16 protein-coding genes are annotated in these 12,658 nt (G+C 69.2%); 10 read left to right on the top strand and 6 right to left on the bottom strand.

From position 1 onward, the window contains the following. Window positions 1-48: 48 nt before the first annotated feature. Window positions 49-753, bottom strand: coding sequence for an enoyl-CoA hydratase-related protein (locus tag AC3EO7_RS30045; protein WP_431964384.1), 705 nt, complete (start codon window positions 751-753; stop codon window positions 49-51). 91 nt (window positions 754-844) lie between these two features. Here AC3EO7_RS30045 and AC3EO7_RS30050 point away from each other — a divergent pair, with 91 nt between their 5' ends. Both AC3EO7_RS30050 and AC3EO7_RS30055 read left to right on the top strand, forming a co-directional pair. Further along, the gene (locus AC3EO7_RS30050; RefSeq protein WP_435593055.1) at window positions 845-1,624 is read left to right on the top strand and encodes a purine-nucleoside phosphorylase; all 780 of its coding nucleotides are present in this window, start codon (window positions 845-847) and stop codon (window positions 1,622-1,624) included. Beyond that, on the top strand, window positions 1,625-3,118 hold the full coding sequence (locus AC3EO7_RS30055) for a phospho-sugar mutase (RefSeq protein WP_435593056.1): 1,494 nt from the start codon (window positions 1,625-1,627) through the stop codon (window positions 3,116-3,118). It begins immediately after the preceding gene. A 40-nt stretch (window positions 3,119-3,158) separates the two neighbouring features. Here the strand turns inward: AC3EO7_RS30055 and upp are convergent, their stop codons facing one another. Next, window positions 3,159-3,782 carry a uracil phosphoribosyltransferase gene (gene upp, locus AC3EO7_RS30060; protein ID WP_431964378.1) on the bottom strand — a complete coding sequence of 208 codons (624 nt, stop codon included), beginning with the start codon at window positions 3,780-3,782 and terminating at the stop codon, window positions 3,159-3,161. 156 nt (window positions 3,783-3,938) lie between these two features. Here upp and AC3EO7_RS30065 point away from each other — a divergent pair, with 156 nt between their 5' ends. The 5 genes from AC3EO7_RS30065 (at window position 3,939) to AC3EO7_RS30085 (ending at window position 7,448) form a co-directional block, all read left to right on the top strand. Continuing rightward, entirely contained in the window at window positions 3,939-4,247 is a 309-nt protein-coding gene (locus AC3EO7_RS30065) for a hypothetical protein (RefSeq protein WP_431964376.1), read from the top strand. A 4-nt stretch (window positions 4,248-4,251) separates the two neighbouring features. Beyond that, window positions 4,252-5,379: a C40 family peptidase gene (locus AC3EO7_RS30070; RefSeq protein ID WP_431964374.1), complete on the top strand. Its 1,128-nt coding sequence runs from the start codon at window positions 4,252-4,254 to the stop codon at window positions 5,377-5,379. After that, entirely contained in the window at window positions 5,376-5,717 is a 342-nt protein-coding gene (locus AC3EO7_RS30075; RefSeq protein ID WP_431964372.1) for a hypothetical protein, read from the top strand. Before AC3EO7_RS30070 ends, AC3EO7_RS30075 begins: the two co-directional genes overlap by 4 nt. Window positions 5,718-5,829: 112 nt before the next feature. After that, complete coding sequence (locus AC3EO7_RS30080; protein WP_431964370.1) at window positions 5,830-6,177, top strand: YbaB/EbfC family nucleoid-associated protein; 348 nt, start codon at window positions 5,830-5,832, stop codon at window positions 6,175-6,177. 26 nt (window positions 6,178-6,203) lie between these two features. After that, complete coding sequence (locus AC3EO7_RS30085) at window positions 6,204-7,448, top strand: primosomal protein (protein ID WP_431964368.1); 1,245 nt, start codon at window positions 6,204-6,206, stop codon at window positions 7,446-7,448. Window positions 7,449-7,485: 37 nt separating this feature from the next. Here the strand turns inward: AC3EO7_RS30085 and AC3EO7_RS30090 are convergent, their stop codons facing one another. The 3 genes from AC3EO7_RS30090 to AC3EO7_RS30100 form a co-directional block, all read right to left on the bottom strand. Beyond that, window positions 7,486-8,142, bottom strand: a complete 657-nt coding sequence (locus AC3EO7_RS30090; RefSeq protein WP_431964366.1) for a hypothetical protein — start codon at window positions 8,140-8,142, stop codon at window positions 7,486-7,488. A gap of 60 nt (window positions 8,143-8,202) precedes the next feature. After that, entirely contained in the window at window positions 8,203-9,300 is a 1,098-nt protein-coding gene (locus AC3EO7_RS30095) for an adenosine deaminase (RefSeq protein WP_431964364.1), read from the bottom strand. Window positions 9,301-9,444: 144 nt separating this feature from the next. Continuing rightward, window positions 9,445-10,734, bottom strand: coding sequence for a thymidine phosphorylase (locus tag AC3EO7_RS30100; RefSeq protein WP_435593057.1), 1,290 nt, complete (start codon window positions 10,732-10,734; stop codon window positions 9,445-9,447). Between the two features lie 146 nt (window positions 10,735-10,880). Between AC3EO7_RS30100 and AC3EO7_RS30105 the strand changes: the two genes are divergently transcribed. After that, entirely contained in the window at window positions 10,881-11,093 is a 213-nt protein-coding gene (locus AC3EO7_RS30105; RefSeq protein ID WP_435593058.1) for a hypothetical protein, read from the top strand. Between the two features lie 10 nt (window positions 11,094-11,103). On the opposite strand, the gene AC3EO7_RS30110 is transcribed toward AC3EO7_RS30105, so the two are convergent. Beyond that, window positions 11,104-11,505 carry a cytidine deaminase gene (locus AC3EO7_RS30110; RefSeq protein WP_431964358.1) on the bottom strand — a complete coding sequence of 134 codons (402 nt, stop codon included), beginning with the start codon at window positions 11,503-11,505 and terminating at the stop codon, window positions 11,104-11,106. Window positions 11,506-11,818: 313 nt separating this feature from the next. Between AC3EO7_RS30110 and sdhC the strand changes: the two genes are divergently transcribed. Together sdhC and AC3EO7_RS30120 are read left to right on the top strand one after the other, a co-directional pair. Further along, on the top strand, window positions 11,819-12,217 hold the full coding sequence (gene sdhC, locus AC3EO7_RS30115; protein ID WP_431964356.1) for a succinate dehydrogenase, cytochrome b556 subunit: 399 nt from the start codon (window positions 11,819-11,821) through the stop codon (window positions 12,215-12,217). A gap of 5 nt (window positions 12,218-12,222) precedes the next feature. Further along, a complete protein-coding gene (locus AC3EO7_RS30120) occupies window positions 12,223-12,654 on the top strand; it encodes a succinate dehydrogenase hydrophobic membrane anchor subunit (RefSeq protein WP_431964354.1) in 432 nt (143 codons plus the stop codon). The last annotated feature ends 4 nt before the right edge of the window (window positions 12,655-12,658 follow it).

Raw genomic sequence — 12,658 nt, forward strand, 5'->3', positions numbered from 1 at the left:
AGCGCGCCGGTGCCCGTGCGTCCGGTCACATCGGAGCCGGACCAGGGGTTATCCGGCGGCGAACGCCAGGTTCTCCTTGGTGGTCGGCACGGCGAGTCCGGCCAGCGCTTCGGCGTGCAGCGCCCGCTTGATGACCGGCAGGTTCGGCTTGCGGTTGCCCGCGAGTGCCGCGGCGTATCCGACGGCGGTGTCCAGCAACGCGTCGGCTTCGGCGGCCTGGTCCACGATGGCCGCCGCGACGGCCTGGTCGGCCGGGTAGCGGTGGCCGGTGGTCATGGCCTGCACGCAGACCTGGTTGCTCAGGCGATTGGTGAGCAGGGCGTTCATGCCGACGGTGAACGGCATGCCGAGGTGCACCTCGGGCAGGCTCCAGAAGCCGCGATCGGCCCGCATGACGCGGAAGTCGTGCGAGGTGGCCAGCATCGCGCCCGCGCCGAACGCGTGCCCGTTGATCGCGGCGACCGTCGGCATCGGGAAGGTCAGCAGCCGGGTGTAGAGCGAATGCACCTTGTCCAGGTAGCCGTGGATCTCGCCGAGGTTGCCGAACAGCCAGTCGGTGTCGAGACCGTTGCTGAAGAACTTGCCGGTGGCCGTGGTGACCAGCGCCGCAGGCCCCTCGGACGCCTCGACCTCGTCGAACAGCCGGTGCACCTCATCGATCCAGTCCGGATGGAAGCGGTTCTCGCTGTCGGTCTGTCCCTCGTTCCCGAGGTACAGCACGAACACATCACCCTGACGATCCAGATACGGCATGCGTGCAGCGTATCCGCCCTGGACACTTCCCCTACTCGCGGGTAGCACGCCGACGTGGGCGTGGCGCGGCAAAGCTCGATAGGGTGACGGCATGCTTGCCGAACAGGCCGCCGAGGCGATCGCGGAACGTACGGGAGTCGAGCGCCACCAGGTGGCCGTCGTGTTGGGATCGGGGTGGCAGCAGGCGGCCGCCGAGGTCGGCGCGCCGTCGGCGTCGGTGCCGATGCCAGAACTGCCCGGATTCGGCGAACCGACCGCGCAGGGCCACGTCGGCATGGTGCATTCGGTGCACGTCGACGAGACGCCGGTGTTGCTGCTGATGGGCCGCCAGCATCTCTACGAGGGCTATCAGCCCGCCGACGTGGTGCACCCGGTGTCCGCGGCGGTGGCGGCGGGCGCGGAGATCGTGGTGCTGACCAACGCGGCGGGCGGCATCCGGCCCGGCCTTCAGGTCGGCGAGCCGGTCCTGATCAGCGACCACCTCAATCTCACCGGCCGCACCCCGCTGGCCGGGGCGACCTTCGTCGACCTCGTCGACGCGTGGGATCCCGAATTGCGTGCGCTGGCAAGGGAAGTCGACCCGAGCCTGGCCGAGGGCGTGTACGCGGGCCTGACCGGGCCTCAGTACGAGACGCCCGCCGAGATCCGCATGCTGCGCACCCTCGGCGCCGACCTGGTCGGCATGTCGACGGTGCTGGAGGCGATCGCCTGCCGCGCGCTCGGCGCCAGGGTCCTCGGCATCTCGCTGGTGACCAACCTGGCCGCGGGCGTGACCGGCGAACATCTGTCGCACGCCGAGGTGCTCGCCGAGGGCAACGCGGCCGCGCCCCGGCTCGGCAAGCTGCTGCGCGGCGTCCTGGAGCGGCTCTAGATGCTGCGATTCGGGACCGCGGGTCTGCGCGGGCCGCTGCGCGAGGGCCCGGACGGCATGAACGTGACGACCGTGAGCAGGGCGACGGAGGGCGTGGTCGACTGGCTGCGCGGCCGGTGCCTGGGAGGCGGGCGCGTCGTGGTGGGCCGCGACGCCAGGCACGGGTCCGCCGATTTCGCCGCCGCGGTCGCGGAAATCTTTGCGGCGGCGGGCTTTCCGGTCACGCTGCTGCCCGGCGCGGTACCGACGCCGGTGGTCGCGTACGCGGTGCGTGAGGTGGGCGCGGTGGCAGGCGTGCAGATCACCGCGTCGCACAACCCGCCCGCGGACAACGGCTACAAGCTGTATCTCGACGGCGGCTCGCAGTTGATCGCCCCGGCGGACACCGAGATCGAGCGCTGCATCGAGGCGGTCGGCGAGCCGATCCCGCGCGTCCCGGTCGCGGAGTCCGACGACGAACTCGTGCATCGCTATCTCGCGCGGGTGGCCCGGCTGCCCGAACTCGTCGGCGGTCCTGGCGCGCGCGCCGACGTCCGGATCGCGTTGACTCCGCTGCACGGGGTCGGCGGCGAGGTCGCCGTGCGGGCGCTGGCCGCGGCGGGCTTCCCCGACGTGCACGTGGTGGCCGAGCAATTCGCGCCCGACCCCGACTTCCCCACCGTCGCCTTCCCGAATCCGGAGGAGCCCGGAGCGGCCGATCGGCTGCTGGCGCTGGCCGAGCGGGTGGGCGCCGACGTGGCCATCGCGCTCGATCCCGACGCGGATCGCTGCGCGGTCGGCGTGCCGGGCCCGGACGGCTGGCGCATGCTGCGCGGCGACGAAACCGGTGTGCTGCTCGGCGATTGCGTGCTGCGCACCGCGCCGCCGGACGCGCTGGTGGCCACCACGATCGTGTCGTCGCGGCTGCTGTCGAAGCTGGCGCAGGCCCGCGGCGCTCGCTACGCCGAGACGCTCACCGGTTTCAAATGGCTGGCCCGCGCCGGTGACGGTCTGGCGTACGCCTACGAGGAAGCCATCGGTCACTGCGTCGACCCGGCGGCCGTTCGGGACAAGGACGGCATCTCCGCGGCCGTCCTCACCGCCGACCTGGTGGCCAGGCTGAAGGCCGAGCGGCGCACGCTGCTCGACGAACTCGACGATCTCGCCGTCGAATTCGGCCTGCACGCGGGCGATCAGGTCGCGCTGCGGCTGGCCGACGCCGACGCCGCCGCGGCGGTGGTGGAGCGGCTGCGCGCCGACCCACCCGGCGAGATCGCGGGCGAGCCGATGAAATACGCGGATCTGCTCCGGGCGCGCGGCCGGATGCGCACCGACGCGCTGGTCTTCGAGGGCACGGGCTCCCGCGTGGTGATCCGCCCGTCCGGCACGGAACCGAAACTCAAGTGCTACCTGGAGGTCGTCGAACCGGTCACCGATCGCGCCGGGCTACCCGCCGCGAGAAGCGCTGCCGCCCAACGACTCTCCACACTCGCCGAGTTCTGTCGCGCTCTGTAGCCGCGGGCGTGGAGTTGTCCGCCCGCCCGCGCCGAGCGCGTCAGCGCGGACCGAACTGGCGGTCGCCCGCGTCGCCGAGGCCGGGGACGATGTACGCGTCGGCGTTCAGGCCCGTGTCGACGGTCGCGGTCACCAGTCGTTCCAGCAGGCCCGACTTCTCCAGCACCGCAAGGCCTTCCGGCGCGGCGACGACGCAGACCGCGGTGATGTCCGTCGCGCCGCGGGCGGCGAGCAGTTCGAGGGTGTGCCGCATGGAGCCGCCGGTGGCCACCATCGGATCCAGCACGTACACCGGGATTCCGGCGAGATCCGCGGGCAGCGACTCCATGTACGGCATCGGCTGATGCGTGGTCTCGTCGCGGGCGATGCCGACGAAACCGACCTGGGCGTTGGGGATCAGCTCGGCCGCGGCGTCGACCATGCCGAGCCCGGCGCGCAGCACCGGGACGAGCAGCGGCGGCTGGGCCAGCCGCACGCCCTCGGCGAATGCCACAGGAGTTTCGATTTCGTACCTGGTCACGGGCGCCTCGCGCAGCGCCTCGTAGACGAGGATGCCGGTGAGATCGCGCAACGCGTTGCGGAAGACCGCGTTCGGCGTGCGCGCGTCGCGCATCGTCGTCAGCAGGGTGGCGGCGAGTGGGTGGTCCACGGTGTGCGTACGCATGAAGGAACGATAAGGTTCGAGACGAGTTCGGCGTCGAACGTCCTCGGGAAATTTTTTTCGGACGCGGCGGAACCGAATGGCAAGGCGACGCGTCGAAACAGTTGGATGACGTACTCTGCCTGGGAACGAACAGATGGGGGAAGCACTATGGCAAAGATGTCGGCTGACACCGAAGGCATCGTCGCCTACGGCGCCACCGCCGAGGTGATGGCCGGTGAAATGGCCGGTGCCGCAGCGGGGGCCGCGGGCGCCTCGCCCGCGTTGCTCGGTCCGATCATGGGCCTCATCGGCGGGGATTTCATGGCCGCGTATTCCGCGGCGCACGCCGGACACGTCGCGTCGATCGCGCAGCTGTCGGCGGTCCTTTCCAGCATGGGCGGCGCGGCGGCCGGAGCGGCGACCGTGCTCACCGAGACCGATATGAACAACGCGGCCGCGCTGAGGTCCGCCGACCTGGACGGATGAGCCGGTGATCGACGTCAACCTCTTGGTCAAGCCCCTGCTCGATCTGCTCGGAAGCTTCGGCACCGGCGTGCTGCCCACCGGCGGCCCGGCCGACGCGCTGACCACCACGTCGGCGGCGCTGGATCAGCTGCACCAGTTGGGCCGCAACAGCATCAACCAGATGAACACCGCGTGGGACGGCGTCGCCGCCGACGCGGCGACCGCGAAGGCGCTGCGCGTGCAGACCTCCGCGGCCAATATCTCGGACCGCGGCAACGAGATGGCAACCGTCGTCGAACAGGCCGCCACCGAGGTCGAGACCGGGCAGAAGGATCTCGACACCATCGTGCAGTCCTTCGTGACCACCGCGACGGCGCTCGGGCCGACGATCACGACGCCGCCGGGTTTCATGGCGCTGGTCGGCACCGCCATCGACCATTTGAACCAGGGGCTCGGCGTGGTCGGCCGGGTACGCAACGAGCTGGACACGCAGACCGCGTCGATGACCCAGCTGACTCCGGCACCGTCCAGCCCGTCGCTCGCGTCGCTGCCCAGCGCGCTCACCAGTTCGGCGAGCTCCGGCATCTCGGGCCTGATGGGCGTCGTCGGCCAGGCCGGTTCGCTGGTCAGCAGCATCGCGAGCAGCTCGGCACAGAACGTCTCCAAGACGACCCCCGGCACCGGCAACAACTCGAGCTCGTCCAACTCCCAGAAACCCGGCAGCAGCAACACCACCGCCACGCCGAGCGGCAAGGACGGCGTGAAGATCACCCTGCCCGACGGCAGCGTCGTGGAGGCGCCGAACGAGAAGGCCGCGACCGCGGTCCAGTCGGCGCTGAGCGCGGTCGGTACCCCCTACGTCTGGGGCGGCAACTCCCCGGGCTCCGGCATCGACTGCAGCGGCCTGACCAAATACGCCTACAGCGAGGCGGGCGTCGAACTGCCGCGCCTGGCCCAAGAGCAGCACATCGGGCACCCGCAGGTCTCGCCCGGCGATCTGATGCCCGGTGACCTGGCCGTATGGGACGGCCACGTCGCCATGGTCGTCGGCAACGGGCAACTCGTCGAGGCCGGCGATCCGGTCTCGGTCAGTTCCATCCGAACGGAGAACATGGGTATGGAGTTCTACGGCTTCTACAGGCCGACAGCATGACCGAGCAGCAGGTCCCGAACGTCACCCTCGCGGTCAGCCAGAACCGGTCCGGCACCATCGCGGTGCGCGCGACCGACCAGGGCATGCCGGTCGAGATCAAGTTCGAACGCAGCGAATACCGTTACGGCGCCCAGGCTCTCGCCAACGAGATCCTGCGCCTGACCCAACGCTCGGCCATCGCCGCGCGCGCCAAGCGCCGCGAGGTCCTCGCCGAGGCGGGCATGCCCGCCGACGTCCTCGACCGGCTCGGACTGCCCACCCGGCAGCAGGCGGTCGACGAGCTGGACCGCATCGACGACGCCGACACGGGACCGACGAGCTGGATGAGGCCGGTATGACCGAGCGAAGCGAGCGAAACGAGGAGCTGGCCCCAATGAGCGAACGCAGTGAGCGAATCATGTGCCAGCGCGCCGCGCGCATGCCGGAACCGAGCGTCAGCGAGGTGCAGGCATGAGTGCGGAGATGGACGCGCTCGTCGCGAGTGCGACCCAGAAACTGGAGGCGCTCGAGGCCGCGCTGTACGGCCTCAAGCAGGTGCGCGGCCAGTTCACGACCGAGGACGGCGCGGTCACCGTCGAGATGAACAGCGAGGGCGCCCTGGTCGGCCTGACGCTGTCCGAGGCGGTCACGTCGATGGCGCCCGCCGACGTCTCCCAGCTGATCGTCTGGGCCTGCCGGCAGGCCTCCGAGGACGCGGGAGCGCAGCGCTCCAAGGTCGTTGCGACACTGAATGAGTCGTTCGCCCCGGCGCCCAACGGCGCGGCGGGCACTATTGGAGGCGGGCCGGATAGTGCCTGAGCCGGAAGGTCGATAGGCTTCCGCACATGGCTTCTGGAGACATCGTCCCGATCGAGCTCGGCCTGACCGACGGCGATCTCGTCACCCTGTGGGCACCGCGCTGGCGTGACGGTGACGACGAGTGGATGGCATTCCTCGGGCACGAGGATTCCCTCTACGGTTTCGACACCGTCGCCGAACTGGCCGCGTTCATTCGGACCAACTCCGACAACGATCTGGTCGACCATCCCGCGTGGAAGGTCGTCGCCGGTCTCTCGGCGGTGGAACTGGAGCCGGAGGAGAATTTCAGCTTCGACCTGGTCGCGGTGCCCGAGCTGGCCGCGGGCGACCCCGACGTGGAGAGCATCGCCGAGCTGGAGGACACCCTCGGCATGGTCCGCAATATCGGCGAGGTGTGCGAGCTGGAGACCGTCACCAAGTTCTTCGGCTCGCACCCCGTGCTCGGCGCGCTGCCGGGCGGGGTGAGCGCGTTCGTCGGGCGCGACGGTGAGGAACTCTGGGACCAGATCGGCGCCGCCATCGCCAAGGACTGGGACGCGGTGCTCGACGCCATCGACTCGGTGGTCGCCACCCCGGACGTGGACGCCGCGGCCGTCGCGGTCGCCGAAGCCGAATTGCTCGCGGCCGAGGAGAACGTGGTCGACGCCGACGACGCGGCCGACAGCGACGAGGACGAGGAATTCGAGTCTGTCGACCTGGACGAAGAGGACGAAGACGAGGACGACTCGTTCTGGCACGAGGTCGGCATCGACCCGGTCAAGATCGTGACCGCGGACGGCACCCACTTCACGCTGCGCTGCTACCTCGACGACGAACCGATCTTCCTCGGCAAGAACGGCTCGATCACCGTGTTCGGTTCCGAGCGCGCCCTCGCCCGCTACCTCGCCGACCAGCACGATCACGATCTGGCGAAGGTGAGCACCTACGGTGAGGTGCAGACCGCCGCCGTGGACGGTTCGCTCGAGGTCGAGGTGGACGACGAGAACGTCTACGTGCTGCCCGGCCTGGCCGATGATCTGGCCGAGGGCCCGGAGGCGGTCGACATCGAACAGCTCGATCTGGCCTACGAGCTGTTCACCGATGCCGCCGAGTACGCCGGGGACGACACCGTGGACCAGGCGCTGGCCCAGTCCACTCCTCTGGGCTGGTACGTCTCCTACCTGCTCAACCCGGACCCGACCCGGATGGCGCCGAACCCGCCGTTCGCCGCGGAGGCGCAGAGCTGGCGCGAGCTCGAGCGCGCGTTCGAGGCTCGGCTCACGCCGCAGTAGTCCACCGAGGTTGGGGCCGAATTCGTTCGGCCCCAACTTATTTCAGCCGGATCCAGATGTGCTCGGAGTGCCCGAGCAGCCGCTCGTCCGCGCCGTACACCGCGGCGGCGGTGTAGATCTTGCGGCCCTGCTCGCCGCGGCTTTCCCCGACCACCACGCACGGCTCACCCGCCTCGGGCAGGCCGAGCACCGCGGCCGTCATCGAGCCGAGCAACGCGGGCCGGTCCAGCATGTTCGGCACCGACCAGCCACCAGGACAGTCCAGCGCCGCCCACAGCAGCGCGGCTCCGATCGGCAGCGATTCGTCCGGCGTCCACGGGGTCGCGACCACGTTCGCACGCACCGGGCCCGGAGTGAGACGCAGGCCGTCCTCGCGGGCGTTTCCGCACACGAAGCAGTACGCGAACATCTCGTTGGTCTCGTACGAGCCCGCGGCCGTTTCCGCCACCTCGCGCGGGACCGGTCCCGGGGTGTCCCGTTCGAACGCGCCCGCTCGCGATTCGGCGATCAGGCGCTCGCCGTCGAACAACTTGCCGTCCTCCAGCCGCAACGGCGTGTCCAGCGGGGCCGGATTGCGCAGCATGACCGTCACCGTGCCCTCGTCATGGTGTTCGGCGAGGCGTCCGGCGACGTAGCCGCCGTTACCCGAATCCGGCGGGCCGTTGAATCGACCGGGAATCTGCACAATCGTCACGACATCCCACGATAGACCGCCCTATCGGACTGCGCGCCGGACGTCCGTCCCCGCCCGCGCTCAGCCGAGCAGCACCGCGTACCCCGGCTTGATGATGTCGTCGATGATGCGCAGCCGTTCCGGGAACGGGATGAAGGCCGATTTCATCGCGTTGATGGTGAACCGCTCCAGATCGCTCCAGCCGTAGCCGAAGGTCTCGACCAGCTTCAGCATCTCCGCGCTCATCGTGGTGTCGCTCATCAGGCGGTTGTCGGTGTTGACGGTGACGCGGAAACGCAGCCGGGCCAGCAGGTCGAAGGGGTGCTTGTCCAGCGCGGGCACCGCACCGGTCTGCACATTCGACGACGGACACAGCTCGAGCGGAATCCGCATATCCCGCACGTAGTTGGCGACGAGCCCCAGTTCCGCGTCCTCCAGCGCGCCTGGCACGTGGATGTCGTCGGTGATCCGCACACCGTGCCCGAGCCGGTCGGCGCCGCAGAACGCCAGCGCCTCGTGGATCGACGGCAGCCCGAACGCCTCGCCCGCGTGGATGGTGAAGTGCGCGCTGTTCGCCCGCATGTACTCGAACGCGTCCAGGTGCCTGCTCGGCGGGAAGCCCGCCTCCGCGCCCGCGATGTCGAAGCCGCCGACGCCACGGTCGCGCCAGCGCACCGCGAGCTCGGCGATCTCGAGTGAGCGCGCCGCGTGCCGCATGGCCGTCAGCAGGCAGGTCACCACGATGGAATGTCCCGCCTCGGCGGCGGCCGCCTCACCTTCGCGGAAGCCTGCCAGGGTGTGCTCGACCACCTCGTCCAGGCTCAGGCCGCGCTCCAGATGTTGCTCGGGCGCGAAACGCACTTCCGCGTACACCACGCCATCGGCGGCCAGGTCCTCGGCGCATTCCCTGGCCACCCGGCGCAAGCCCTCCGGCGTCTGCATCACCGCGACGGTGTGCGCGAAGGTCTCCAGATAGCGCTCCAGCGACCCGCTGTCGGCCGCGGCGCGGAACCAGTCGCCGAGGGCGGCCTCGTCGGCGGCGGGTAGGTCGTCGTAACCGCAATCGGCGGCGAGCTCCAGCACCGTCGCGGGCCGCAGACCACCGTCGAGGTGATCGTGCAGCAGTGCCTTGGGAGCTTGGCGGATCGAGGCAAGGGTGAGCGGCATCGGTCCTGTCATGACCACACGTTAGCCGCGCCGCGCGGAATCGGCAGCGAACTTCCGGCGTGGCAACCATCTCGTTGCCGTCCGGCTACGACGTGGTCCACAGTGCGTCCATTCGGCGTTGCCGATCACGGTCGGCCGCACGCACGGAACCCGCGCTCAGGAAACGATTCGGTCCAAGATCAACGGGGCCTCCCCGGAAGGGGCGACGGCCTCGATGGTGATCGAATCCTTCAGTGCGGCAATGGCTCCGGGGATCACGTCGGGAGTGTCGGTGTGCAGGGTGAGCAACGCCGCTCCCGCGACGACCGAATCCCCCGGTTTGGCGTGCATCTCGATACCCGCGCCGAACTGCACCGGGTCGCCCTGGCGGGCGCGGCCCGCACCGAGGCGCCACGCGGCGATGCCGACACCCATGGCGTCCAGGCGGGTCAGGACGCCGTCGCGGTCGGCGCGCAGGGTTTCGGTGTGCCTGGCCCGCGGCAGGAGTGCGTCGGGGTCGCCGCCCTGGGCGCGGATCATCGCACGCCAGCAGTCCATCGCCCTGCCGTCGGCGAGTACGTCGGCCGGATCGACGTCCAGACCGGCCAGCGCCACCATCTCCCGGGCCAGCGCCAGGGTGAGCGTGACGACGTCGGCGGGTCCGCCACCGGCCAGCACCTCGACCGATTCGGCCACCTCGAGCGCGTTGCCCGCGGTACGGCCCAGCGGGGTGTCCATCGCGGTGAGCAGCGCGACGGTCCGCACCCCCTCGTCCTGGCCGAGCTCGACCATGGTGGTGGCCAGTTCGCGGGCGGCGCCCAGTTCCTTCATGAACGCGCCTGCGCCGACCTTCACGTCGAGCACCAGCGCGCCGGTGCCCTCGGCGATCTTCTTGCTCATGATCGAGCTGGCGATCAGCGGGATCGATTCGACCGTGCCCGTGACGTCGCGCAGGGCGTAGAGACGCTTGTCGGCCGGGGCGAGATCGGCGCCCGCGGCGCAGACCACCGCGCCGATCTTCGGATCGGCGAGGATCCCGCGCATGCGCGGCGTCGCGAGGTCGGCACGCCAGCCGGGGATCGACTCCAGTTTGTCCAAGGTGCCGCCGGTGTGGCCGAGCCCACGACCGGACAGCTGGGGCACCGCCGCGCCGCAAGCCGCGACCAAGGGCGCGAGCGGCAGCGTGATCTTGTCCCCGACCCCGCCCGTCGAATGCTTGTCGACCGTGGGGCGCGGCAGATCCGTGAAGTCCATCCGCCGCCCCGACGCGATCATGGCGGAGGTCCAGCGGGCCGTCTCCCTGCGCGTCATCCCGCGCCAGACGATGGCCATGGCCAGCGCCGACATCTGCTCGTCTGCGACCGCGCCCCGGGTGAACCCGTCGACCACCCAGTCGATCTGCGCGTCCGAGAGCTCCCCTCCGTCGCGCTTGGTCGTGATGATGGAAACCGCGTCCAAACCCGTCACCCGGCCAGTCTGGCACGACACCCCGGCGCGCCTGGTTCTTGTCGGACCGCTCCGATAGCCTCCCCGCATCAATCGATCGCCGAAAGCCGACTGCCGACAAGGGGGCAACCATGACCTGTTCGGATCTGGACCGTCGGATGGCCAGGATGGAGACGCGCGTCGCCGACCTCGAGGAGACGCTGCTGCGGGATGTTCGCGGCGTGAAGATCTTCGCGAAGCGGCTCGCGGCCCAGTCGTCGACCATCGGCGAGGGTGTCGCGCTCATGATGCAACGAATGGGCCTCACGCCTGTTCGGGTGCCGAATGCCGAGATGCCGACGCAGGCGGAGATCGACGAATCGTTCGAGGCCGACTGCTGACGAACGGCGACTACTGCTGCCCGGCGTCCAGGTCGTCGGGGCCGAAGGCGTCGGGTAGCAGTGTGCCGAGCCGGACGGGGCCCGCGCGGTGGTCCACCAGAAGATCCGGGCCGCCGTGCTCGTAGAGAAGTTGGCGGCAGCGACCGCACGGCATCAGGATTTCGCCGCGGGAATCGCAGACCGAGACGGCCGTCAGACGCCCGCCGCCACTCGCGAATAAGTTACCGACGAGTACGCATTCGGCGCAGAGGCCCAATCCATATGAGACATTTTCCACATTGCAACCGCTCACAATTCGACCATCCGGAGTGAGAGCTGCGGCGCCCACCGGGAAACGCGAGTAGGGCGCATAGGCGTTGCGCATTACTCGAATAGCATTGTCGTGCAAAACATTCCACTCGATTTCGGGCATCGAGAACCTCCCGCCGAACAACCGCGACAACGCCGCGCGACAGCAGCCGCACAGCCCATTACGCATCAACAAAGGTAAACCTAACCCAGCTGAATGTCGCGCAACGCACGGCACGCCGAATTAGTTCCGCGAAACCGAGAGGATTAGAGTCCACAACAGATCGGTTCAGGTTCCCGGCGGGCCCCGTGCAAACGGAGCACGTGCCACGGCACACATGGAGCACAGCGCAGCAACCTGGGCATTCGCCCCCTTCACGCGGCCGGCCCGGGACCTGAAACCGGGTCCATCAACGACGTTGGAGGCACCGCACTCTATGACCACGATCGAAGCTCCGGCCCAGCCGAAGCGGAAGACGCTGTACCGAGGCGACCCCGGAATGTGGTCCTGGGCGCTGCACCGGATCACCGGTGTCACCATCTTCTTCTTCCTCTTCGTGCACGTCTTGGACACCGCGCTGGTCCGGGTCAGCCCGGACACCTACGACCAGGCGATCGAGACCTACAAGAACCCGCTCGTCGCGCTGATGGAGATGGGTCTCGTGGTCTGCGTGCTGTTCCACGCGCTCAACGGCGTCCGCGTGATTCTCGTCGACTTCTGGGCGAAGGGCCCGCGCTACCAGCGCCAGATGCTCTGGATCGTGCTGGCCATCTGGGTCCTGGTCTCCGCCGCCGGTGTCGGCCGCCAGTTCTTCTACCTGTTCACGGAGCACTGATCACCATGACTGCACCTGTTCTCGGTAAGTCTCACGACCGGCCGGCCAGCCTGGATCTGCCCCGCTCGCCGCGTGCCCGCTCCAGCAACAACTTCGAGAAGTACGCGTGGCTGTTCATGCGCCTCTCGGGCCTGCTGCTGATCGTCCTCGTGATCGGCCACATGTTCATCATGCTGATGATCGACGGCGGCGTGCAGCGTCTGAACTTCGCCTTCGTCGCGGGCCGCTGGGCTTCCCCGTTCTGGCAGATCTGGGATCTCACCATGCTCTGGCTGGCCCAGCTGCACGGCGGCAACGGCCTGCGCACCGTGATCGACGACTACTCCCGCAAGGACTCGACCCGGTTCTGGCTCAAGACCCTGCTGGTCATCTCGATGATCCTGGTCATGGGCGTTGGCACCTACGTCATCTTCACCTTCGACCCCAACATCAGTTAGGAAC

The sequence above is a fragment of the Nocardia sp. bgisy118 genome (assembly GCF_057708605.1).